This is a genomic window from Nocardia sp. 852002-20019_SCH5090214, from assembly GCF_001665865.1.
Taxonomy (GTDB): domain Bacteria; phylum Actinomycetota; class Actinomycetes; order Mycobacteriales; family Mycobacteriaceae; genus Nocardia; species Nocardia nova.
This window is the reverse complement of record NZ_LZMK01000383.1, coordinates 104,435-126,590: the sequence shown is the minus strand read 5'-3', so window position 1 is coordinate 126,590 and position 22,156 is coordinate 104,435. Positions and strand designations below refer to the sequence as shown.

Below are 22,156 nucleotides of genomic sequence, written 5' to 3'. Positions count from 1 at the left end.
TTCGTCGACAAGATGCACAAGGTGCCGATGCAGGTCGTCACGATGCCGGTGCCGGGACAGGAGGGCATCACTCGCGACAACGTGACCGTGCGGGTCGACGCGGTGGTGTACTTCCGGGTGATCGACCCGACGCAGGCGGTGGTCGAGGTCCAGGACTATCTGTTCGCCGTCGAACAGGTGGCGCAGACCTCGCTGCGCTCGATCATCGGTAAGAGCGAACTCGACGATCTGCTGTCCAACCGCGAACAGCTGAACAAGGGTCTGGAGTTGATGATCGACAGCCCGGCCCTCGCCTGGGGCGTCCACATCGACCGGGTGGAGATCAAGGATGTGGCGCTGCCGGAGTCGCTGAAACGGTCGATGTCGCGGCAGGCGGAGGCCGAGCGTGAACGCCGCGCCCGCGTTATCACCGCCGAGGGCGAGCTCCAGGCCTCACGGAAGCTGACCGACGCCGCCGAACGGATGGCGACCGCCCCGGCGGCCCTGCAGCTGCGACTGCTCCAAACCGTCGTCGAAGTTGCGGCAGAGAAGAATTCGACCCTGGTCCTGCCGTTCCCGGTGGAGCTGCTGCGCTTCCTGGAACGGTCGACCCCGCCGGAATCTGGTGCGGCGCCGGCCGAGAGCCGCCCGGACACGCCCACCGCCGAAGCCGGGACGGCGCACGCGCCGGACACGGATTCCGGCGTGGACCCCCGCGCCGCCGAACCGCCCTGGGCAGACGCCTCGCGATCACCGCAGCACGCACCGATTCGCCCCGAGTGAAGGCCGCCTGCTCTCCAGGCTCCCTCGACCCCGGCGCAAACAGGCGGACCGGTCGCATCGACCGTACGACCGGTCCCTCGCGCCGACGACGCGAAACGCGGCCTACGTCAGCTTCACCCGCGCCGCGACGAAGCGGTTGACGGCCGGGGCCAAGCGGCTGAAGTGGTACTGCAGGTGGGCTTCCGGCGTGACCGGGACGATCTCGCGGTGACGTTCGACCGCGCGCACGATCCGGTCGGCGACCTTCTCCGGGCCGTAGCCGCGTTTGCGGTACAGCGCGTCGTAGCGGGCCTGCTTCGCGGCCTCCGCATCGTCGGACAGGCCCGAGAACTTCGTTGTCGCAACGATATTCGTGTGCACGATGCCGGGGCAGATGGTGTGCACCTCGATACCCTTGCCGGCCAGTTCGGCGCGCAGGCAGTCGGAGAACATGAAAACCGCGGACTTACTGGTCGAGTAGGCGCTGAAACCTTGCTGCGGGCTGTAGGCGGCCATGCTGGACAGGTTGACGATATGTCCGCCGAGTCCCCGCTCGGCCATGGCGGCGCCGAAGGTGCGGCAGCCGTTGACCACGCCGCCGAGGTTCACCCGCAGCACCCGGTCGAATTCGGCGGCGGAGGTCTCGAAGAAGTCTCCGGCCTGGCCGATGCCGGCGTTGTTGATCAGGATGTCGGGCACGCCGTGGGCGGCGATCACCGCGCTCGCGTGCTCGCTCATCGACGCTTCGTCGGAGACGTCGACGGCGTAGGCGTGCGCGATGCCACCGGCCGCCGTGATCAGTTCCACGGTCTCCTTGGCGGCGTCCAGGTTCAGATCCGACAGGACGACCTCGGCGCCGCGGCGGGCGAACGCCAGCGCCGTTTCGCGGCCGATGCCGCTGCCGCCGCCGGTGATCACGACCAGCCGCTCGGTGAACGGCCCGGCTTGCGCGCCGACCTCGGCGCGCCGCAGCGTGCGCGGATACTCACCGGTGTCGACGGCCGTGGCGAGCTCGGTCGCCGAGGTGGCCAGCAACTCCGGATGGGAGAACGGCAGCCAATGCCCGCCCGCGATCTCGCGCCGGAACAGCCGATCGGTCCACTTCGGTGTGTCGTCGTACCCGGCCGGACGCACCGCGATATCGCGGCGCGCGATGATCAGCTGCACCGGCACCTCGGTGTGCCGCTCGCGCGGGCCGAGCATGCGCGGCAGGATGTTGGCGCGGTAGATCCGCATGCCGTCGAAGAAGTCCTGCCGGAACGCCGGGCCCAATGTGACGTTCTCCGGGGAGGTTTCGTTCATCAGGCCGATGAACCGCTTCCACACCTTCTCCGACGACAGCGGCCGCATCACCGCCTTGTTCAGGCCGGGGGTCATGAACAGGAAGGTGTAGGCCGAGGACAGCAGCTGCGTGGCCGGGCCCCACACCGCGCCGCGGCCCATCCGATTGCGGGTCCACTTCGCCAGGTGGTCGAGATTCGGGCCGGAGACCGAGGTGAACGAGGCCACCCGGGCGGCGGCCTGCGGCTCACACACCGCCTCCCACACCTGCACCGAACCCCAGTCGTGGGCGAGCACGTGCACGGGCCGGTCCGGGCTCACCGCATCGGCCACCGCGAAGAAGTCGGAGGCGAAGCGGTCCAGGCCGTAGTCCTCGGTGCGATCGGTCCGAGTGGAGCGGCCGTGGCCGCGGGTGTCGTAGGCGACGACGTGGAAACGCCCGGACAGCTTGGGAATCACCCGATCCCACAGGTGATGGTCGTCGGGCCAGCCGTGCACGAGCAGCATGGTCGGTGCGGCGGGATCACCGTATTCGTAGACGGCGATATCGAAGTCACCGTTGCGGACGAAGTGTTCGGAGTCCGGAACGGGGGCGGTGTCGGTCACGAGAATCTCCTCGAAGAGGGCGAGTGGAGGTCAGAGGTCGAGCACCAAACGCTCACCGGCGCACCGTGATACGCAGATGAGCAGTTCGCCCTCGGCGCGCTCGCCGGGGGTGAGGACGGTGTCGCGATGATCGGGCTGCCCGTCGAGTACCCGGACCTTGCAGGTGCGGCAGAAACCCTGCCGGCAGGAGTAGGCGATATCGGGCCGCACGCGCAGCACTTCGTCGAGCACCGAGCGGTCGGCGGGAATGTCGAGCACCTCACCGGTGCGGGCGAGCTCGACGCGGAACGGCTTGCCGTCGACCACCGGCGCGGCAGAGAATCGCTCGGAATACATTTCCACACCGGGCATTTCGCGAACGGCCGCGGCGATCGCCGAGGTCATCGGGACCGGCCCGCAACAGTAGACCGATGTGTCGACGCCGACGCCGGGCAGCAGTTCCGCCGCCGTCGGCACACCCCCCTCGTCGTCGGTGCGCACCGTCACCCGGCTGCCGAAGGATTCTGTTTCGGCGAGGAACGGGATGGTGTCGCGACTGCGGCCGGTGTAGACCATGGTCCAGTCCACGCCCAGCCGATGCGCCATCCGCACCATCGGCAGGATCGGCGTGATCCCGATGCCTCCCGCGACGAAATGCACACGGGCAGCGGAGGATCCGTGGCCCGGCAGGACGAACGGAAAGGCGTTGCGGGGCCCGCGGATGGTGAGTTCGGCGCCGACGCGGAGGTCGTCGTGCACCTCGACCGAACCACCCAGTCCGCCCGGTATCCGGCGCACCGCGACGCGGTAATGGGACCGATCGGCGGGGTCACCGCACAGCGAATACTGCCGCAGCCGGCCCGACGGCAGTTCCAGGTCCAGATGGGCGCCAGGTCGCCAGGTCGGCAGCGCGCTGCCGTCGGTGGCGCGCAGCACCAGGCTCACCACATCGGCGTCGTGCGCCTCGATCCGCCGCTCGACCACCCGCACGCGCAACCGGCCGCTGTCGACCGCGCCGGTCACCGGACGCCGGTGGATCAGCGACGCCCACCGCATCCGCGCCTCGGCGACCGCACCGATGATGCCGATCGGCCGGTCCCAGCCGCGCCCGCCGTAGAGGTCGGGCGGCAGTTCGGTGGGCACAGGCCTGCGTGTCGTCACGACGCGAGTGCCTGTGCCGCAGGCGATTTCGCCAGATACGCCACGGCCTGCGCGGTCGATCCGACCGAGGCCGGGGTGTATCCGGGCTTGGCCACCGACAGCGCCGACCACAGCAGCGAGGGAATTCCGGGCAGCGCACCCCGCCACATCGCATCGAGCGCCTTGCCCACGATGCGGGGATACCCCATATTCGGCAGCTCGGGGTCCTGGTGCACCAGATACTTCGTACCGCGCAGCAGCAACGCCACGAAGATCGGGAAGGTGATCGCCATCAGCGCGCACCGGCGCACGTAGCCGACCTCGAAATATCCGGCGACATCGTGGGCGACGAAGCGGTGCTCGACCTCCTCGGCGCCGTGCCAGCGGTACAGGTCGAGCATGTTGGGCGCGGCGTCGAACCGCTCCAGATCGGCGTTGATGATCCAGTCGCCGAGGAAGGCGAAGAAGTGCTCGAGGGTGGCGATGAAGCCCAGCCGTTCGACGAGGGTCTGAAACTCCTCGCGCGGCGTCTGCCCCTCTCGCGGACCCAGCGCCTTGCGGAAGATGTACTCCATCTGCCGTGCGTAGCTGTCGACGTCGACGCCGTGGGCGCGGAAGACCTGCTGCAGCGAATCGTTGTGAGTCTCGGCATGCATGGCCTCCTGCCCCATGAAGCCGATGACCTGTTCGCGCAGCTTCTCGTCCTTGATCAGCGGCAGCGCCTCGGAGAAGGTCTGGATGAACATCCGCTCGCCCTCGGGCAGCAGCAGGTTGAGCGAGTTGAACACATGCGAGGCGATGGGTTCGGCGGCCAGCCAGTGCAGCGGGGTGGCCCGCCAATCGAATTGCACATTCCGCGCGTGCAGCGCCACCTCACCGGGATCGCCCACGCCGCGGTTGCGAATGGGAAGTAACTTCATCGGTACTCCTGGTCGTCATCTCGGCCATCGGTTCCGGCCGCACCGGCACCGTTGCTACAGCAGCGTAGCAATTATCGGGCGGTAAGCGACACCCTGAGTACCACATAATTTTAGCCGCCGGAGCGGTTCAGCGCGGAGTTCTCGGCCAGGTGAAGGTGTGACCGTCGGCATCCACGGTGGTCACCTTGGTGAAGACATTGCCCGGCCGCGCGACGTCGGTCAGCGTCAGATGCACCTTTTTGGTGACGTACTTGCCGGCGGCGCAGTTGGGATCGCAGGTGTTCTCCCGCTCGACACCGTCTCCCTGCGCCTGATCCGGCCCCCAGCTCTGCCACACGATCTGTTCGACCCGAGCACCCAGATCGGCGCAGGCGAGGATCATATTCTCCGGCCGGACCGCCGGCTTACTGAAGGAACAGTCGATAACTTCCGGGACCGTGCTGGCGGTGGTCGCCTTCGGTGCGACCGAGTCGGCCGGGCGCGCGTTCCCCGAGTCGGACGAGCCGCAGCCGGTCAATATCAGCAACGCGGCGGCCGCGGCCGCGCCGAACAGCGGGCGGCTACCGCGCCGAATCGTGTCACCGTTCATGTCAGTCCCCAGATCTTCGTCGAACTCCACCCGCCGCCCGTGGGCGTGTCTACCAAACCTAGTGGATCGATTCCGCGGCCGTGGGCACGCGACACCGGCGCATACGCGCAACCTCGGCACCTATCGCCCGCTCGGTCGACGACAGCGACTATTCCCCCACCGCGCCGGCGTCGAGATTGCTCGCCGCCCACGCCCACAGCGGTTGCAGCGCCCGCACGAGTTCGGTTCCGGCCGTGGTCAACTCGTAGGCCTTGTCGGCGCGTTTGACGATCACACCGGCGCCTTGCAGGGTCTGCAGGCGCACCGAGAGCATGCTCGAGGAGCAGTTGTCCATGCGCCGGCGCAGCTCGAGGAAACCGAGAGGTCCCGGCGTCAGTTCCCAGACGACGCGCAGCATCCAGCGCTGCCCCAGCAGTTCCATCGCCGCCCGCGGGGCGCCCTCGCGCTCTCTTGCACTTCTCATTTCGAACTACCATAGTGATTCTGAAAGAGAAGCAACGAGTGGGAGTGCGGGTGGATTCACAACGCATCGTGTTGATCACCGGCGCCTCCCGCGGCATCGGGGCGCAGACCGCCCGGATTCTCGCGGGGCGCGGCGATCACGTCGTCCTGAACTATCGCGAGAAACGCAGGCGGGCAAGCATTCTCGCCGATTCGATCGCCGCCGACGGCGGATCGGCGACGCCGGTGGGCGCCGACCTGTCCGATCCCGGGGCCGCCGCGGCCATGATCGAGGAGATCCGCACCCGCTTCGGGCGGCTTGACGTGCTGATCCTCAACGCCTCGGGCGGGCTCGAACACGGCGCCGCGCCCGATTACGCGATGGCGATCAACCGTGACGCCCAGGTGCGGCTGGTCCGGCTGGCGCTACCGCTCATGGCCCCGGGTGCGCGCATCGTGTTCGTCACCAGCCACCAGGCGCATTTCCACGGCCGCAAACCCACCCCGGCGGACTACGAGCCCATAGCGCGGAGCAAGCGGGCGGGCGAGGACGCGCTGCGCGCCATGATCGGCGAATTCGACTCGCTCGGAATCGGTTTCACGGTCGTGTCGGGCGACATGATCGAGGGCACCATCATCGTGCGCCTGCTCGAACGCCGCGATCCTGACGCGGTGGCGGCGCGAACCGAACACGGTGCGCTGCCCACGATCGACGAGTTCGCGACCGCGATCGCCGATACCACCACGGCCGATACCGAATCCGGCCACACGGTCCATGTCGGCGGGACCGACTACCTGGCCGACGCCATCGATCCGGCTACCTGACCGTCGGACGCGGAGCCGGCACCGCCACGGCCACGCTCCGACCCCTCGCTGCGAAGCGACTACCGTTCGCGGACGGCCGAGCCGACCAGCGGCCGCGGCGCGCCGGCAGCCCGGCCACGATCGGTCCACATCGGCCGCCGCCGGGCCCGCACGATCACCCGTGGGCGTGATCGAACCACTGATACGGGATCGACCAGTCCCATTCGGCCGCGGCCGCTTCGGCGTCGCGGTAGTCGTCGACCTGGCACTCGTTCAGGTAGACCGGAACCATCGCGCCGAAACCCGCACCCAGCGCGGACAATCCGTTCAGCACACAGCGCCACAGAGCGGACTTCTCGAGTCGGTGCACCGGAATCGACCTCCTTGTCGCACTCGGCGAGCGCCCGGGGCGATGCGATCACCCTCGGCGCCTTCGCCGACCAACGCTGTGGGGCAAAACGGTACGCCCGGCAGGCCCCGGCTGTGTCCGGTTTCGGCAATCTTCACAGCAGACCCGCAGCGGTCAGATCCCGGACGTATTTCCCGATCAATTCCCGGCTCAGATGCGGAATGTCGCCGTCCGGGCCGGTTCCCGCCGCCCGCACGGCGGCCCGGAACCGCTCGGCCGGCAGCGCCGATCCCGGAACTGCCGGAGCCGGACGACGGAAACCATGCAGCAGCGGCAGAACCGAATGCCGCCGCTGCCGCTCGGGCAGGGCACGCAGCGCGGTCTCGAAACGCGCCAGCCAGTCGGCGTAGTCGGCGATGCGAGTGATGCGGTGACCGTCGGCGACGAGCCAGTCGACGAAGGTGTCCAGGCCGATGCCGTCGTCGTGCGGGTTGAGCACGTCGAAGGTGTCGAATCCGCTGTCGGCGCCGGGGCCGAGCGCGGTGATGGCGGCGGCGGTGAAGTCCGCGGGAAGGCCGTCGTAGTGGGCGCGGGCGCGACCGCCGTCGGCGGCCGGGCGGTAGAACGATTCCGGTGCAAGGCCGGTGGCGAGCACGCTGAGCAGCAACCGGGTGAACAAGTCGGGCAGATTGAACTGCCCGGCGAATTCGCTGTGCGCGAGGATCATGTCGGACCGGAAGACCGCGACCGGAAGTCCGCACAGGTCGTGCGCCTCGCGCAGCAACACCTCACCGGCCCATTTACTGTTGCCGTACCCGTTGGCGTAGCCGCCGTCGATGACCCGTTCCGGGCTGATCTCGCGGATATCGCCGTCCTCGGTGAAGCGCGCGGGGTCGACCTGGGAGGCCACCGCGACCGTGGACAGATAGGTCACCGGCTTGCGGCGCGCGGTGATCGCCAGGCGGACGACCTCGGCCGTTCCCACCACGTTCGGCCCGAACAGCTGGTCGTAGGGCAGCACGTGATTGACCAGCGCCGCCGGGTGCACCACCAGGTCGACCGTTTCGGCGAGTTCGCGCCACCGGTCCTCGCTCAGCCCGAAATTCGGTTCGCCGATATCGCCCGGCACGACGGTCAGCCCGCGGTCGGTGAGCTCCCGATACCGTTGCAGCAGAACCGGATCCCCGCTGTCGAACGCCTCGTCCAGGCGCGCTCGCGCGGCGTCGACGTCACCGCCGCGGATCACACAGATCAGGGTGCCGTCGCAGGCGTCGAGCCGGTGCAGCCATTCCAGGCACAGGAACCGGCCGAGGTAGCCGTTCGCCCCGGTCAGCAGAACCGTGCGCGGCGGGTCCGATGCGGGCGGAAGAGATTTTGCGGCGGTGAGGGTTTCGTGGTCGATGAACGCGTCGAGGGTCAGATCCGCGGCCCGCACCCGTGTGCCGCGCCCGTGCACGGCGACCAGGGTGGGGCGGTGGCCGCCGCCGCGTCGTTCGGTGTCGATGTGTTCGGCCAAGCGCCGCAACGTATTCGCCGGATGGACGATGGTGCCCACCGGCACCTCCACGCCGAACAGTTCGCTCAGCAGATTCGACAGTGTCAGCGCCGAGAGCGAATCGCCGCCGAGGTCGGTGAAATGCGCCTCCGGCCGGATATCGCCACTCGCGCAGCCCAGCAGGGCCCGCGCGGCGCGGCCCACCGTCTCCAGCACGGGGCGATCGGCCGCACCGTGGCGCAGTGCGGCCAGTTCGTCGGCCTGTTCCTGGGACAGTTCGGCGTAGAGCCGCTCCAGACGCTCGCCGTAGCGCTCCTTCAGTTTGGGCCGCAACAACTTTCCGATCCCCGACAGCAAACCGTTGTCCTGAGTGAACGGTTCGGTCTCGAGCAGGAAGTCGCGCGGAATCTCGTAACTGTTGAGCCCGGCCTCCTTCGCCAGCTCCTGCAGTGATTCGGCCAGTGCCGCACGAAGATCCGGGAGCGCCTGCGCCTCGTCGGTCGGCACGATCACCGCGAGCAGGTAGGCGCGTTCGCTGCTGCCGTAGACGAAGATCTGACGGATCAGCGCGCTGGTGGAGAACACCGACTCCAGCTTCGCCACGGTGACGAACTCGCCCTGTGACAGCTTGAGCACGTTGTTGCGGCGATCGACGTAGACCAGATGGTCGGGGCCGAGTTCGGCGACCACGTCGCCGGTGCGGTAGAAGCCGTCCTCGTCGAACATCTCCGCGGTGATCTCGGGGCGTTTGAAATATCCCGGGAACATGGTGGTGGTCTTGAGCAGCAGTTCCCCGCGCGGATGGGGCTGGTCGGTGCCGAAGTAGCCGAGTTCGGGGACGTCGGCGAGCTTGTAATCCAGCACCGGCGGGCGCCGGACCTTGTTGTCGACGATGACGCTGCCGCCGGCCTCGGTGGAGCCGTATCCGTCGTGCAGGCCGATGGTCAGCACGGATTCCATGAAGGCGCGCATCTCCGGTGCCAGCGGCGCACTGGCGCACATCGCGCCGAGGAAGCGGCCGCCCAGAAGTCGTTCGCGCAGTTCGGCTTTCACCTCGTCCTCGATGACGCCGCGCTCACCGCCGGCCGCGATCCGGGCCTCGACCTCACCCTGGTGGTGTTGCAGCAGCATCTCGCAGACGCGCGGAACGAAGACCAGTTCGGTGGGCCGGGTCAGCTCCAGATCCTCGAACAGCGTCGACATATCGCTGCGCGCGGTGAAGTAGGCGGTCCCGCCGCGAGCGAGCGTGCCGCCCAGTTGCAGACGGCCGGCCACATGGCTGAGCGGCAGATAGTTGAGGGTGATCGCGGGCACCGGCGCCTTGGCGGTGTACAACCACATCGCGGCGGCCAAGCGGTCGGTGTACATGGCGCCCTTGGGCGTTCCGGTGCTGCCGGAGGTGTAGATGAGCAGCGACAACGGATCGTCGCCGGGCGCGCTCGCGAGCGGCACGGCCGGGAGGGCGAAACCGTGCTCGACGAGATCGTGCAGCGAGTCGAACGCGATCTCGCGACCCGATTCGGCCGGCCGGGCGTGAGCCGACGCGACGGCCGCGCGTTCGTCGTCGTCGCCGGTGCTGTCGAAGACGACCAGTTGCCCGATCGTCGCACTCGCCAGCGCGGCCTCGACAGCGGCGTCGAGCAGTTCGGCGCTGCAGGCCAGTACCCGCGCCTCGGTTTCGGCGATGATCGAATTCCATTGCGCGACAGCGCCGGTGGCCTGGAGCGGCACCGCCACGGCGCCGAGCCGCACGCCCGCGAGGTCGACGGTGACGTAATCGCTGCTGACGAATCCGACGGTGCACACGAAATCACCGGCGCGCACCCCCGCGGCCTGCCACGCACTCGCCAGCGCGCCGGCGCGTGACCACAGCTGCCGATAGCTCAGGGTTTCGAAGCGCGGCAGCAGCCGCCGCACCCGGCGCCCCTCGGCGTCGACGACGATCTCACCGGCCCGCTGCCCGACGGCCGGACGGTCGGCGTACGCGGTCATGACCGTGTCGACCAGTTCGGCCAGGCGCAGGCCCGGGCGTGCGAGTGCGGCGCTGACGTCCGCATCCGGCCATGCCGCACGCACCTCGTCGTCGGCCATCGCCGCCGCGAGGCGCCGTTTACGCTCGGCCTTCTGCACGTCATCGGGCATGGGTAGGTCTCCCTGGGTCGTCTACCGGCGGACGAGTCGTCCCCACGCGCCACTGTAGCGCGCATCACGGTTAACTTAGCTCCGCTAACTACCCGTTCGTCAAGCCTTTGCGCCAACGATTCGGTAGGCAGCGGCGGAAATGCCTACTCACATGATGGTCGCACCCCCCTGGGCGTCGTTCGATTCCGGTGTGAAGACGTTTCCGTTCCGGCACCGGGGCGAGACTCCGCGTGGAATAAGTGCGCCACCCACACGCTTCCACATATACCCCCCGGGGTATATGACCCAAGAGAGAAGAGAGAGACATGGCAACTACGACAGTGACCAAGGCGAACTTCGACCAGGTCGTCGCGGGCTCGGACCTGGTGGTTCTGGACTTCTGGGCATCCTGGTGCGGTCCGTGCCGGATGTTCGCGCCGATCTTCGAGCGCGTCGCCGCGAAGCATCCGGACGTCGTGTTCGGAAAGGTCGACACCGAGGCGGAAGAGGAGTTGGCGGGCGCGTTCCGGATCAGCTCCATTCCGACGCTGATGATCGTCCGCGACGGTGTCGTGCTGTACGCGCAGCCGGGCGTCGTCCCCGAAGACGCACTGGAGCAACTCATTTCACGGGCACGCGAGTTGAACATGGACGACGTGCGCCGAGAGATGGCCGCGCAAGCGGCGCGAGTGTGAGCCGGGTCGCTGCCGGATCGCCCCTCGGAACCACCGCGGCTTCGCCGGTTGTCGGCCGCCGAGAAGCGGTCGAACGGCAGCGGCACGGTGACTTTGTGCCCTCTCGCACCGGGCCGCGCGGATGCGACTGTCCTCCTCATGCAGAACACCGTTTCGCCGGCGGAGCCGATCCTCCAGGTCTCCGCCGGCCGCTATGTGTCGGATGCGGGAGCGGACTACGCGCGGGAGAAGATCGGGCGTGCGCTGGCCCACGCGCCGGAGCCCGTCCTGTCCGCGCGAGTGCGGCTCACCGGTCACGGTGATCCCGCCCTCGGCGGATCCGTTGTCGCCCAGGCCAATGTGAATCTCGCCGGTCGCCCGGTGCGGGTGCAGGTCACCGGCACGAGCACGCGGGAAGCCGTGGACCTGCTCCGGGCGCGGCTCGAGTCACGCCTCGCCCGCATCTCGCGGCACTGGGAAGCCGTACGAGGGGGACGGGGAGCCGGAGCGGTCCACGAATGGCGGCACGGCGCTGCTCCGCGAAACGGATTGCCGTACCACCCGCGTCCGGCCGAGGAGCGTCGAGTCGTGCGGCACAAGTCGTACGCGCTGACGAACGAGACCGTCGACGAGGCGGCCTTCGACATGGAACTCATGGACTACGAGTTCCAGCTGTTCACCGAATACGGCAGCCGCGTCGACAGCGTCCTGTATCGCGACGGCGCCACGGGTTACCGTCTGGCGCAGGTGGATCCGCGTCCCGACGCGGTGACCCGCGGCCTGCCGGCATTGTCCGTCAGCAGCCGGCAGGCGCCCCGGCTGAGCGTGCCCGAGGCGATCACCCGGCTGGAACTGACCGGATGGCCGTTCGTCTTCTTCCGGGACCGGGATCTCGATCGCGGCTGCGTGCTCTATCACCGCTACGACGGGCACTACGGCCTGATCACGCCTTCCGACGCCGCAGACCGCACCGACGCCGCGGACCGCACCGAATAGGCCCGGCGCACACGGGAAGAGGAGATACCTATGAGCGGACCGGATACACCGGCGATCGTGGTCGGCGCCGACGGCTCGGAGATCGCATTGCAAGCCGTGGTGTGGGCCGCCGTCGAGGCCGCGTTGCAGCACTGCGCGCTGCACATCGTCACGTCCTACGGCGTAGCGCCGAATCCGGGCCTGACCGCTGCGCTGGCCGCCGCGGAACAGCAGTGGCTGCGCGCGGACGGGGAACGGGTACTGGCCGAAGCGGCTGCGGTGGCGCGCCATGCCACACCCGATGCGACGCCGGCGATCAGCACCGAACTCAGTTTCGACATGATCATCCCCACCCTGCTCGAACATTCGGCGCGGGCGCGGATGGTGGTGGTCGGCAGCCATGGCCGCGGGGCGATCGGGCGGATGGTGCTCGGCTCGGTCAGCACCGCGCTCAGCCGGCACGCGCACTGCCCGGTCGCGGTCGTGCACGGCGATCCGGCCGCCGACGCCGGATGGGCGCGGAAACCGGTCGTGGTCGGAGTGGACGGCACCGCGAACAGCGTCCCGGCCGTCGAACTCGCCTTCGCCGAGGCGTCCCGGCGCGGGGCCGGGTTGGTCGCGGTACACGCGTGGAGCGATCGGAGCGGCTACGACCTGCCCGTGGTCGGCTGGGAGGCGATTCGCGAGACTGAGCGGGTGGTGCTGGCCGAGAGACTGGCCGGCTGGGCGGAACGGTTCCCGGAGGTATCGGTCGAGCGAGTCGTGATGTGCGACAGCCCCGTTCGGGCGCTGCTCGCCCACTGCGAGGACGCGCAACTGCTGGTGGTCGGTACCCACGGGCGCGGCGGGTTTCCCGGTCTGGTTCTGGGTTCGACCAGTACCGCGCTGCTGCATCTCGCGCACTGTCCGACGATCGTCGTCCGGAACGGCGAGGCCGACGCGGCGGTCACCGAACACGTAACCGCCGGGGCGAAGGGCAGTCGCATGAGTGCCGGCTCGTTCCGCGACGACGAGGGCCGCGGCCGGTGATTCGTCTACCGAAATTGGTCAGCCCTGCTCGGTAGCATCCACCGCATGCCCATCAAACTCGAGAACGTCGGCATCGCCGTTCGCGACCTCGAAGCAACGATCGCCTTCTTCACCGACCTCGGTCTCACGGTTCTCGGCCGGGACACGGTCAGTGGTGAATGGACCGACACCGCCGTCGGTCTCGACGGCAATCACGTCAAGATCGCCATGCTCCAGACCCCGGACGGTCACGGTCGCCTCGAGCTCTTCGAGTACATCCACCCGGATGCGATCGAGACGGAACCCACCCGCCCCAACGAGATCGGCATGCACCGGGTCGCCTTCTCGGTCGACGACATCGACGCAGCCCTCGAGATCGCCGCGAAGCACGGCTGCCATCCGCTTCGCGGCGTCGCGACCTATCAGGACATCTACAAGCTCACCTACCTCCGCGGCCCGAGCGGCATCCTCGTGATGCTCGCCGAGGAGCTGAAGAAGGACTGAGGGCGGATCGCCCGCTCGAGCGAGCCGATCGCGCAAACCGTGGCCGATTCCCTCACCGCGGAGAAGAGCCCGAATACCTCGTGGGCCGGCCCCGGACGTTCCCGCAGCAGCTCCCTGCGAACGACGATGGTGTGCATCATCGGAAAGATCTCGGTGCGCCGGTGATCCCGATGTGGCAGGGAACGTCCCAGCGCCTGTGGGCAGGTGCGGGGGTGAACTAATCGTGCAAACCGCGGCGAGATGTGGCGATTTCCGTCATCGTCGGCGAGGTTTGCACGATTAGTTCAGCCGGACGCGGGGTCGGAGGGGATCGCGGCGAGGCACTATCGTGAACGGCCTGACTATCGCACGGGGGTAGACCATGGATGCGGTGCGAGCGCGGCATATTGCCCGTCCGGACGTGGACCTGCACGGGGAGGAGGTCGGCGATGGGCCGACGGTTGTCTTGCTGCATGCAGGGGGTGAGCGGCGGCAGGTGTGGGCTCCCGTCGTGGAGCGACTTGTCGAGGACGGATTGCGGTGTGTCGCTTTCGATCAGCGCGGGCACGGTGACAGCGGTGGGTCACTCAGGAGGCTGGACGAGTGCGGGGGCGATATTGCCGCGATAGTCGATGCGGAACCCGGATGCGTGCTCGTCGGCGCCTCACTGGGCGGGCTCTCCGCCGTTGCGGCATTGGGTGATCCGCGCACCCGAGCCAAGGTCACGGGGCTGGTGCTGGTGGATGTGGTGCCCAATCTCGATGCGGGCCGAGTGCGGCGCTTTCTCGATGCCGGTGGTCTGTCGAATGTCTACCCGGACTTCATCGACGATGTCTTGGCCCACGTCCCGCGGCTGCGACAGATCACCGCACAACTGGATATCCCCATCCTTCTGATCCGTGCCGGTCGGGGCTCATCGCTCACCGACGTCGAGGCCGACGGGTTGCTCCAGCTGGCTCCGCACGCCACGGTGACCCGAATTCCGGGCACCGGGCATCTGGTCGCCCGCGATCAGCCGGAGGCGTTGGCGCGGACGATCGCGGATCTCACGACACCGTGGTCGGCGCTGGCGCTGCTGCGCGAACTCGGCGCGGCCCGGGTGGCGCATCCCGGTGGGGATCTCCTCGATCATCTCGAGCGGGTGCGGCAGCTGGTCGCCGACCTCGGCGGAGGTACCCGGGTTCGGCTGGCCGCACTCACCCACGCCACCTACGGCACGGACGGCTTCCCACATTCGCTGCTGCCACCCGACCGGCGATCACGCCTGCGCGCGGCAATCGGTCACGACGCGGAAGCGCTGGTCTACCGCTACGGCGCGTGCGACCGAGCCGAGACCTATCCCCACCTCGGCACCACCCCACTTCCGCTCACCGACCGCTTCACCGGCGAGGTGGTCGCCGTAGACGGCACCGACCTCGCGGACTTCGCACTCCTCACCGTCGCCAACGAACTCGACGTGGTGCGCCATGCCGCGCTGACCACCGAAACCGTTCACGGGATCCGGGCTCTCATCACCGCGTGTGCGACATACGTGCCCGATGCCGCCGCTGGGGCCCTCGCCGACCGGCATCTCACCTGAGAACACCGGACACGATTCGAATTGCGTTGTGCCAGAGGGCTGAACTTTCCGTGCAAACCTCGGGGAAATGTGCGGGTTTCCGTCAATGTGGGCGGGGTTTGCACGAAAAGTTCAGACAGATCACCGTCCGGGCCCCAATCGAGCGGCACCCGCCAGGTGCGCCCTCACCGCCAGCGACGACAGATACGCAAGAACCACCGAAGCTCAAGGGAGATAAGGACTTCGGGGCATCTCGACCGTAATGAGCGGAGAGGGCTACGCCCGATCGAACCGGCCGCGCTGGACGCTGGTGGTGAAGGAGGACCACTCCGAGGGAGTGAACAACAGCGCGGGGCCGGTGGGATTCTTCGAATCGCGAACGCCCACAGCATCATCGAGGAACACCAACTCGACGCACTCCTTGCTCGCTCCCGAGCGGCTTGATTTGAACCACTTCGCCGCGGGCAGACCGTTGCTCATGGCGTGCGCTCCTTGGTTGGTCACGCGCGATCGAAGTGGCCGCGCTGCACACCTGAGGTGAACGTGGACCACTCCGAGGGGGTGAAGATCAGGGCCGGACCGGTCGGGTTCTTCGAATCACGAACCCCCACAGCATCATCGAGGAACGCAATCTCGACACAGTCTTTGCTCGCGCCTGAGAAGCTTGACTTGAACCACTTAGCCCCGGACAGGTCGTTGCTCACGGCGTGTGCTCCTTGATCAGTGCTACCGACTCGGCTTCGGTCAACGCTACACGATCTATCTCCCGGAGAGCCCGAGTATATTTCTGCAGCTCCGCCTCACGTTCCAGGTAAAGATCCCCGGCCCAACCTTCGACATAGACGATCGGAGGCGCGGAGAGCCCGGACAGCAAGACCGGAAACTCCAAGAGAGTGAACGAGCCGACGTACGCCCCAAGATGACTGGATGCGTTGAACGGAACGACTCGAACGGACACGTTGGGCATCTCGGCCAGTGCTGCGAGTTGCCCAAGCTGCTCCGCGATCACTGCCGGCCCTCCAACCTGTTCATGAAGGATGGCCTCGTACAGCAGCGCGGTGATTCGAAGATGCGGGTCTTTCAATCGTTCTTGGCGATGGGTCTGCCATTCGATTCGTCGTTCCAGTTGCTCACTGGGCATATCGGGTCGTTCTGCCCACCCCATCGCGCGTCGGTATGCAGGCGTTTGGAGAAGACCAGGCACGATGGTTGTTTTCCACAGCGTCAGACTGCTTGCAGCATCCTCCAACGCCAAGTAGTGGTTGAACCCGCTGTCCTGCGCGTCCGCATACGCCCTCCACCAGCTGGCCGTCACCTTCCCCTCTCGCGATGCGCGAATCTCCTTCACCAGATCCAGGCAGATGCGCCGCTCCTCATCGGTCGCCCCATAGCTGTCGCACAGTGCGTTCACTTGCAGGCTGGTGATCCGCGTCGTCTGGCCCTCTTCGATGCGGCCGATGGTCTGATGCGACGTTTCCGCGATGCGCGCGGCCTGGGATTGTCCCATTCCCTTGGCATTTCGCAACCGCCGCAGTTCACGCCCCAATGCTCGTTGCGCGAGTGTGCTCCCTGACCCCATTCGTTAGCTCCCCTATCGATTGTGTCCCGGTTTTCTGGACAGGTCCCCACTGGACAGGTTGCTGGTAGACGAGTTCAAACAATCGGTACGGCGACGAATACCCGAAATCCCCACCATTCGACTACAACTCGCGGCCGAGTCGATGCAACCTCAACGCCGACAACCACTTTCACATCGCAGGGGAAGTATCCACCATGGGACTGCTCAACCACGATCGAATGCCGATCATGACCGTCTCCTACGCGCACATCATCATGCAATTGCATATCGACTGCGCTTTGTGCGTATGCCCAGTCAAACAGCAGGCGAAGCAGCTGCTCATCGAGGCAAAACACCTCGTGCCGGATTCGGGTCGGGAGTGACGCGGATGTTCTGGGAATTCGTTCTGCTGATCAGTATTCCGCTGACGGTCATCGTGCTCGCGGTGTTCTGGCCCGAGCAGATTTCCAAGCCGGACACACGATATTCGGTGCGCGCCATTCTCGACCGCATCGCCGACGAAGACCGAGCGCGAAAGGCGAAATACCGTGACCGATACCGGGACTGACGAACACTTTCGCACGGTGGCCGGCCCATCGTCGGTGTGGTGGCGGGTCGGCGACCACGGCCGAATCGAGATCACCCACCTCGCCGATCGCGAAACACCCATCGATACCGCACGTTTCGCGCACCACGCGGCCACCCCCTACTCCTGCGACGGGGTGATGTTCACCGTCACGCCGACGCTCGCGCAGGCCCATTCACTCCTGCCGGAATACCACCCCCTGTGGTGCGCGGTGAGCGAGGAGTTCCGGCGTCGATTCGCCTCCTGACCGCCGGGCGTCTCATGCGGCCACGAATCCGCAAACCGAACTACAGTCCGGACACCTGTCCGAGATCTTGGGGCCGGGCATACACTGACCCATAGGTGAACCGGCACCCTCGACGCGTAAAGGAGATTCCATGTCCCAGAAGGTTCGCGGCGTCATCGCCCGCAGTGTGGGCGCCCCGGTCGAGATCGTCGATATCGTCATCCCCGATCCGGGCCCGCACGACGTGGTGGTGCGGGTGCAGGCCTGCGGGGTGTGCCATACCGATCTGACCTACCGCGAGGGCGGCATCAACGACGAATTCCCCTTCCTGCTCGGCCACGAGGCGGCCGGCGTGGTGGAAACGGTCGGCGACGCCGTCACCCACGTCCAGCCCGGCGACCACGTGCTGCTGAACTGGCGCGCGGTGTGCGGCCAGTGCCGGGCCTGCAAGCGCGGCAAGCCGTGGTACTGCTTCGACACCCACAACGCGAGCAAGCCGATGACGCTGGCCGACGGAACCGAGCTGACCCCGGCTCTGGGCATCGGCGCCTTCGCCGACAAGACCCTGGTGCACGAGGGACAGTGCACCGTGATCGACCCGGAGACCGATCCCGCCGTGGCCGGACTGCTCGGCTGCGGCGTGATGGCCGGACTGGGGGCGGCGATCAACACCGGCGGGGTGAGCTTCGGCGATTCGGTCGCGGTCATCGGCTGCGGCGGCGTCGGTGACGCGGCGATCGCGGGGGCCCGGCTGGCGGGCGCCACCACCATCATCGCCATCGACCGCGATCCGCGAAAGCTGGAGTGGGCCAAGGAACTCGGGGCCACCCACACCCTCGAGGCCGGTGATGACGTGGTCGAGCGGGTGCAGGAATTGACCGGCGGTTTCGGCGCCGACGTGGTGATCGACGCGGTCGGGCGGCCGGAAACCTGGAAGCAGGCCTTCTACGCGCGCGATCTGGCCGGCACGGTGGTGCTGGTCGGCGTGCCGACGCCGGATATGCAGCTGGAGATGCCGCTGATCGACTTCTTCTCGCACGGCGGCTCGCTGAAGTCCTCCTGGTACGGCGACTGCCTGCCGGAACGCGACTTCCCGATGCTGCTCGACCTCTACCGCCAGGGACGGCTGCCGCTGGAGCGGTTCGTGAGCGAGCGCGTGGCCCTCGACCAGGTCGAGCAGGCCTTCACCACCATGCACCACGGTGACGTGCTGCGATCGGTGGTGACGCTGTGAGGATCGATCGCGTCGTCACCTCCGGAAAGTTCGAATTGGACGGCGGCAGCTGGGATGTCGACAACAACGTCTGGGTCGTCGGCGACGACCGTGAGGCCGTTGTGATCGATGCCGCCCACCAGGCCGAGCCGATCATCGCGGCCGTCGGCGATCGCACGGTGCGCGCGATCCTCTGCACCCACGCCCACAACGACCACATCAACGTGGCCACCGAGCTGGCCGAGGCGCTGCGCGCCCCGATCCGGCTGCATCCGGCCGACGAGGTGCTGTGGAGTGCCCTCTACCCCGACACCCGCTACGAACCGCTGCACGATCGGGAGCGAATTCCGTTGGCGGGCAGTGAGATCGAGGTCCTGCACACACCGGGCCACTCCCCCGGCGCGGTGAGCCTGTACCTGGCCTCGGAGAAGACGGTCTTCACCGGTGACACCCTGTTCCAGGGCGGTCCCGGCGCGACGGGTCGCTCGTTCTCGAGCTTCCCCACGATCATCGAATCCATCCGCACCCGCCTGCTGAATCTGCCCGCGGATACCACGGTACTGACCGGACACGGCGACTCCACCACCATCGGCACGGAGGCACCGCACCTGTCGGAATGGATCAAACGCGGTCACTGAAAATCACTGCCGCACAGTCATTTGCGCGACGAGGGCCGCACGAGCGATCGTGCGGCCCTCGGTCGTGAACGCCCTTACCGCGGCGGCCTCACTCACCCCTTGACCAGCGGGACCAGGTAGAGGCGGGCGAAGGCGGCCAGTTCTTCGTCGTTGTGGAATTCCCCGGCGCAGTACGGCGCGAGGATGAGGGAATGCACTATGCGGCAGAGCAATTCGGCGCGGGTGAGCAGGTCGGGGGCGTCGGGCAGTAGCCCACGATCCACCGCGCGCTGCAAGACCGCCGCCGTCGCCGAGACGCACATGGCGAAGGTCGTGGCGCCCTCGGCGGTCAGCTTCATGATGACCCGCTCCGGCTCGAGGGCCATCATGCGCTCGACGAGCGGGTTGGTCCGCCAGCGGGTGAGAACGGTGACGAAGACGTCGGTGACGAGGTCCTCGACGGTGTCATGGCGCTCGGGAATCTCGGCGACATCGGTGAGCACGGCGGTGACTTCGCGGTTCACCACCGCCTGCACCACGTCGTCGCGGGAGCCCATGCGCCGGTAGACCGTGACCCGGTCGACGCCCGCTTCACGGGCGATGTCCTCGATGGTGGTCTTCTTGACGCCGACCTTCTGGAACCGGACCAATGCCGCGTCGAGGATGCGCGCTTCCACGCCATCGGCGACATTGTCCCGGGTAGAGGCCGTTTTCGACGCGCTGATCACACTGTCCACGCTAACAGAGGGACCACCCTTTGCAACATTCTCGAGGAAAATGTTGCGCGCAACATTGCAATAGAAAATGTTGCGCTGTACGTTCCGTGTATGGCTTCGACAGCTGGCGCGACGAGGCGCCCCTACCGCGACGAGGCGCATGCGATCAACGCGCGCGACGTGCACTTCGACTTCGCCACCGTGCCCATGCACTACATCCCCGGTGAGGCGCTGGCCACCCACATCGTCAACGTGATGCACCTGCTGCTGCCGGAAGGTGAGCGGGCGATGGCCCAGGCCCTCGCAGAGTCGTTGCCCTACATCGACGACGAACGGCTCCGCGAGGAGGTGACCGGATTCGTCGGACAGGAGACCATGCATGCCGCTACCCACGAGGCCGCTCGCACGCACCTGCGGTCGATCGGGCTGGACGTCGACTCCTACATCGGCGCGATCGGCTGGGCCGTCGATCGCATCCTCGGCGACCACGGACTGACCGGCCGCGCCAAAGAGGAATGGCTCAAGGAACGGCTCGGACTGTTCGCCGGCATGGAGCACTACACCGCCGTATTCGGCGAATGGTTGCTCAACGCCGAGGTGCTCGAGCAGAAGGGTATGCATCCGGCCATGCTCGATCTGGTGCGCTGGCACGGCGCCGAAGAGGTGGAGCACCGCAGCGTCGTGTACGACGCGTTCATGCACGTGGACGGCAGCTACGCCCGCAAAGCGCGGACGGCGCTCGTCGCGAGTGCGACGCTGCTGCCGCTGTTCGTGCTGTCGGCCGCGTACATGTATCGCAAGGACCCTTCGCCCGACAAGGGCCGGTTCTGGGGATGGCAATTCGTCAGCGCGACCCGTCGCAAGGTGATCCCGAGCTGGACGACGTTCTTCACCGAGATCCCGCGCTACCTGCGGCCGGGATTCCATCCCTCCCAGCTCGGCCCGATGGATACGGCGTTGCGCTACCTCGCACACTCGCCCGCGGCCAGGGCGGCACAGCGATGACCCGCGCGGCGACCAGCGTGCCCGCCGGGCTGCGGATGCTCGGCGGCGTCATCGACGTCTACAAACACGTGTTCGTCTCGGGACCGGCCGCCACGGTGTTGTCGCGGCCGAACCCGGTGCGGCGCAACGGTTTCGACCTGAACATGGTGGTCGAGTCCGTCGAGCGGGAAGCCGACGACGTGGCCTGCTTGACGCTGCGCGCGCCCGGCGGTGACGAGCTGCCGAGCTGGCGTCCCGGCTCACATCTGGACGTCTTCCTGCCGTCCGGCCGGCAGCGGCAGTATTCGCTGTGCGGCGACCCCGCCGACCGGAAGCGCTACCGCATCGCGGTCCGCCGCATCGCGGACGGGGAGGGCGGTTCCCGGGAGATCCACGAGACGCTGCGCGTGGGCGACCCACTGCGAATTCGCGGTCCGCGCAACGCCTTCCCCTTCGTGGAGGCGCCGTCCTACCTGTTCCTCGCGGGCGGCATCGGGATCACCCCGATCCTGCCGATGGCCACAGCGGCCGGCGCGCGCGGACAACTGATCTACACCGGCCGCACCCGCTCCGCCATGCCGTTCCTGGCCGAACTGCCGGCGCACGCGGAGATCCGGCCGGACGACGAGTGCGGCGTGCCCGTGGTCGCGGACCTGATCGCGCGGGCCGAGCCCGGCGCGGCTGTCTACGTCTGCGGGCCGCCGCCGATGCTCGCGGCCGCCCAGCGCTGCATGTTCGAGCTGAACCCCACCGGCTCCCTGCACACCGAACGGTTCTCGGCACTGCCCGTCACCGACGGGAAGCCGTTCCGGATCGAGCTGGCCCGCTCCCGCCGGACGGTGCGGGTGGAGGCGAACGAGACCGCGCTGAGCGCGATTCGGCGCGTGGCGCCGGACGTGACCTTCTCCTGCCGCCAAGGATTCTGCGGAACCTGCAAAACCGGCGTGCTCTCCGGCGCCGTGGACCACCGCGACCGCCTGCTGCCCGACGCCGAGCGCGGCGACCGGATGCTGATCTGCGTCTCCCGCGCGGCGGGCGACGATCTCGTGCTCGACCTCTGAGCGCTCGACGTCCGACACCGAGAAGGGACAA

25 protein-coding genes are annotated in these 22,156 nt (G+C 67.6%); 14 read left to right on the top strand and 11 right to left on the bottom strand.

What is annotated here, in order from left to right; genetic code table 11:
- The coding region (locus tag A5780_RS32115) for a slipin family protein (RefSeq protein WP_082976838.1) at positions 1-762 on the top strand (762 nt) is incomplete at its 5' end.
- 102 nt (positions 763-864) lie between these two features.
- Here the strand turns inward: A5780_RS32115 and A5780_RS32110 are convergent.
- From A5780_RS32110 to A5780_RS32090, 5 genes are all read right to left on the bottom strand, one after another.
- Positions 865-2,628, bottom strand: coding sequence for an SDR family oxidoreductase (locus A5780_RS32110; protein WP_369817458.1), 1,764 nt, complete (start codon positions 2,626-2,628; stop codon positions 865-867).
- A gap of 30 nt (positions 2,629-2,658) precedes the next feature.
- Positions 2,659-3,768, bottom strand: coding sequence for a PDR/VanB family oxidoreductase (locus A5780_RS32105; protein WP_064910889.1), 1,110 nt, complete (start codon positions 3,766-3,768; stop codon positions 2,659-2,661).
- Positions 3,765-4,667: a metal-dependent hydrolase gene (locus A5780_RS32100; protein ID WP_064910887.1), complete on the bottom strand. Its 903-nt coding sequence runs from the start codon at positions 4,665-4,667 to the stop codon at positions 3,765-3,767. The genes A5780_RS32105 and A5780_RS32100 overlap by 4 nt, the downstream gene beginning before the upstream one ends.
- Positions 4,668-4,794: 127 nt before the next feature.
- Positions 4,795-5,256, bottom strand: a complete 462-nt coding sequence (locus A5780_RS32095; RefSeq protein ID WP_064910885.1) for a hypothetical protein — start codon at positions 5,254-5,256, stop codon at positions 4,795-4,797.
- 148 nt (positions 5,257-5,404) lie between these two features.
- Positions 5,405-5,719, bottom strand: a complete 315-nt coding sequence (locus A5780_RS32090; protein WP_227462808.1) for a helix-turn-helix domain-containing protein — start codon at positions 5,717-5,719, stop codon at positions 5,405-5,407.
- Between the two features lie 50 nt (positions 5,720-5,769).
- Here A5780_RS32090 and A5780_RS32085 point away from each other — a divergent pair, with 50 nt between their 5' ends.
- Entirely contained in the window at positions 5,770-6,522 is a 753-nt protein-coding gene (locus A5780_RS32085; RefSeq protein ID WP_231983169.1) for an SDR family oxidoreductase, read from the top strand.
- A gap of 154 nt (positions 6,523-6,676) precedes the next feature.
- Here A5780_RS32085 and A5780_RS32080 read toward each other — a convergent pair whose 3' ends face one another.
- Both A5780_RS32080 and car read right to left on the bottom strand, forming a co-directional pair.
- The gene (locus A5780_RS32080; RefSeq protein WP_030515762.1) at positions 6,677-6,871 is read right to left on the bottom strand and encodes a hypothetical protein; all 195 of its coding nucleotides are present in this window, start codon (positions 6,869-6,871) and stop codon (positions 6,677-6,679) included.
- Between the two features lie 133 nt (positions 6,872-7,004).
- Complete coding sequence (gene car / locus A5780_RS32075) at positions 7,005-10,487, bottom strand: carboxylic acid reductase (protein ID WP_064910884.1); 3,483 nt, start codon at positions 10,485-10,487, stop codon at positions 7,005-7,007.
- Between the two features lie 305 nt (positions 10,488-10,792).
- Between car and trxA the strand changes: the two genes are divergently transcribed.
- The 5 genes from trxA to A5780_RS32050 all read left to right on the top strand — a co-directional run bounded on the left by trxA (position 10,793) and on the right by A5780_RS32050 (position 15,185).
- A complete protein-coding gene (trxA, locus tag A5780_RS32070; RefSeq protein ID WP_030515760.1) occupies positions 10,793-11,161 on the top strand; it encodes a thioredoxin in 369 nt (122 codons plus the stop codon).
- Positions 11,162-11,299: 138 nt separating this feature from the next.
- Entirely contained in the window at positions 11,300-12,136 is an 837-nt protein-coding gene (locus A5780_RS32065; protein ID WP_081879512.1) for an HPF/RaiA family ribosome-associated protein, read from the top strand.
- Positions 12,137-12,166: 30 nt separating this feature from the next.
- On the top strand, positions 12,167-13,144 hold the full coding sequence (locus tag A5780_RS32060; protein ID WP_064910882.1) for a universal stress protein: 978 nt from the start codon (positions 12,167-12,169) through the stop codon (positions 13,142-13,144).
- A gap of 45 nt (positions 13,145-13,189) precedes the next feature.
- Positions 13,190-13,627: a VOC family protein gene (locus A5780_RS32055; RefSeq protein ID WP_063014507.1), complete on the top strand. Its 438-nt coding sequence runs from the start codon at positions 13,190-13,192 to the stop codon at positions 13,625-13,627.
- 361 nt (positions 13,628-13,988) lie between these two features.
- Positions 13,989-15,185 carry an alpha/beta fold hydrolase gene (locus A5780_RS32050; protein ID WP_064910880.1) on the top strand — a complete coding sequence of 399 codons (1,197 nt, stop codon included), beginning with the start codon at positions 13,989-13,991 and terminating at the stop codon, positions 15,183-15,185.
- Between the two features lie 255 nt (positions 15,186-15,440).
- Here A5780_RS32050 and A5780_RS32045 read toward each other — a convergent pair whose 3' ends face one another.
- From A5780_RS32045 to A5780_RS32035, 3 genes are read right to left on the bottom strand one after another with little or no spacing between them, the layout of a single operon-like run.
- On the bottom strand, positions 15,441-15,644 hold the full coding sequence (locus A5780_RS32045) for a DUF397 domain-containing protein (RefSeq protein WP_064910878.1): 204 nt from the start codon (positions 15,642-15,644) through the stop codon (positions 15,441-15,443).
- 20 nt (positions 15,645-15,664) lie between these two features.
- A complete protein-coding gene (locus A5780_RS32040; protein ID WP_064903733.1) occupies positions 15,665-15,868 on the bottom strand; it encodes a DUF397 domain-containing protein in 204 nt (67 codons plus the stop codon).
- A complete protein-coding gene (locus A5780_RS32035; protein ID WP_064903735.1) occupies positions 15,865-16,743 on the bottom strand; it encodes a helix-turn-helix transcriptional regulator in 879 nt (292 codons plus the stop codon). Before A5780_RS32035 ends, A5780_RS32040 begins: the two co-directional genes overlap by 4 nt.
- Positions 16,744-16,937: 194 nt before the next feature.
- Here A5780_RS32035 and A5780_RS40435 point away from each other — a divergent pair, with 194 nt between their 5' ends.
- The 5 genes from A5780_RS40435 (at position 16,938) to A5780_RS32015 (ending at position 19,385) form a co-directional block, all read left to right on the top strand.
- Complete coding sequence (locus A5780_RS40435) at positions 16,938-17,105, top strand: hypothetical protein (protein ID WP_156747619.1); 168 nt, start codon at positions 16,938-16,940, stop codon at positions 17,103-17,105.
- A 5-nt stretch (positions 17,106-17,110) separates the two neighbouring features.
- The gene (locus A5780_RS32030) at positions 17,111-17,290 is read left to right on the top strand and encodes a hypothetical protein (protein WP_146102118.1); all 180 of its coding nucleotides are present in this window, start codon (positions 17,111-17,113) and stop codon (positions 17,288-17,290) included.
- Positions 17,271-17,555 carry a hypothetical protein gene (locus A5780_RS32025; protein ID WP_064910874.1) on the top strand — a complete coding sequence of 95 codons (285 nt, stop codon included), beginning with the start codon at positions 17,271-17,273 and terminating at the stop codon, positions 17,553-17,555. The genes A5780_RS32030 and A5780_RS32025 overlap by 20 nt, the downstream gene beginning before the upstream one ends.
- A 130-nt stretch (positions 17,556-17,685) precedes the next feature.
- Positions 17,686-18,768 (top strand): S-(hydroxymethyl)mycothiol dehydrogenase, encoded by a 1,083-nt coding sequence (locus A5780_RS32020; protein ID WP_064910872.1) that lies wholly within the window; start codon positions 17,686-17,688, stop codon positions 18,766-18,768.
- The gene (locus tag A5780_RS32015; RefSeq protein WP_231983167.1) at positions 18,765-19,385 is read left to right on the top strand and encodes an MBL fold metallo-hydrolase; all 621 of its coding nucleotides are present in this window, start codon (positions 18,765-18,767) and stop codon (positions 19,383-19,385) included. The genes A5780_RS32020 and A5780_RS32015 overlap by 4 nt, the downstream gene beginning before the upstream one ends.
- 92 nt (positions 19,386-19,477) lie before the next feature.
- Here A5780_RS32015 and A5780_RS32010 read toward each other — a convergent pair whose 3' ends face one another.
- Positions 19,478-20,092: a TetR/AcrR family transcriptional regulator gene (locus A5780_RS32010; protein WP_082976844.1), complete on the bottom strand. Its 615-nt coding sequence runs from the start codon at positions 20,090-20,092 to the stop codon at positions 19,478-19,480.
- 99 nt (positions 20,093-20,191) lie between these two features.
- Between A5780_RS32010 and A5780_RS32005 the strand changes: the two genes are divergently transcribed.
- Both A5780_RS32005 and A5780_RS32000 read left to right on the top strand, forming a co-directional pair.
- Positions 20,192-21,085 carry a metal-dependent hydrolase gene (locus A5780_RS32005; RefSeq protein WP_064910868.1) on the top strand — a complete coding sequence of 298 codons (894 nt, stop codon included), beginning with the start codon at positions 20,192-20,194 and terminating at the stop codon, positions 21,083-21,085.
- Positions 21,082-22,125 (top strand): PDR/VanB family oxidoreductase, encoded by a 1,044-nt coding sequence (locus A5780_RS32000; protein ID WP_064910866.1) that lies wholly within the window; start codon positions 21,082-21,084, stop codon positions 22,123-22,125. The genes A5780_RS32005 and A5780_RS32000 overlap by 4 nt, the downstream gene beginning before the upstream one ends.
- The last annotated feature ends 31 nt before the right edge of the window (positions 22,126-22,156 follow it).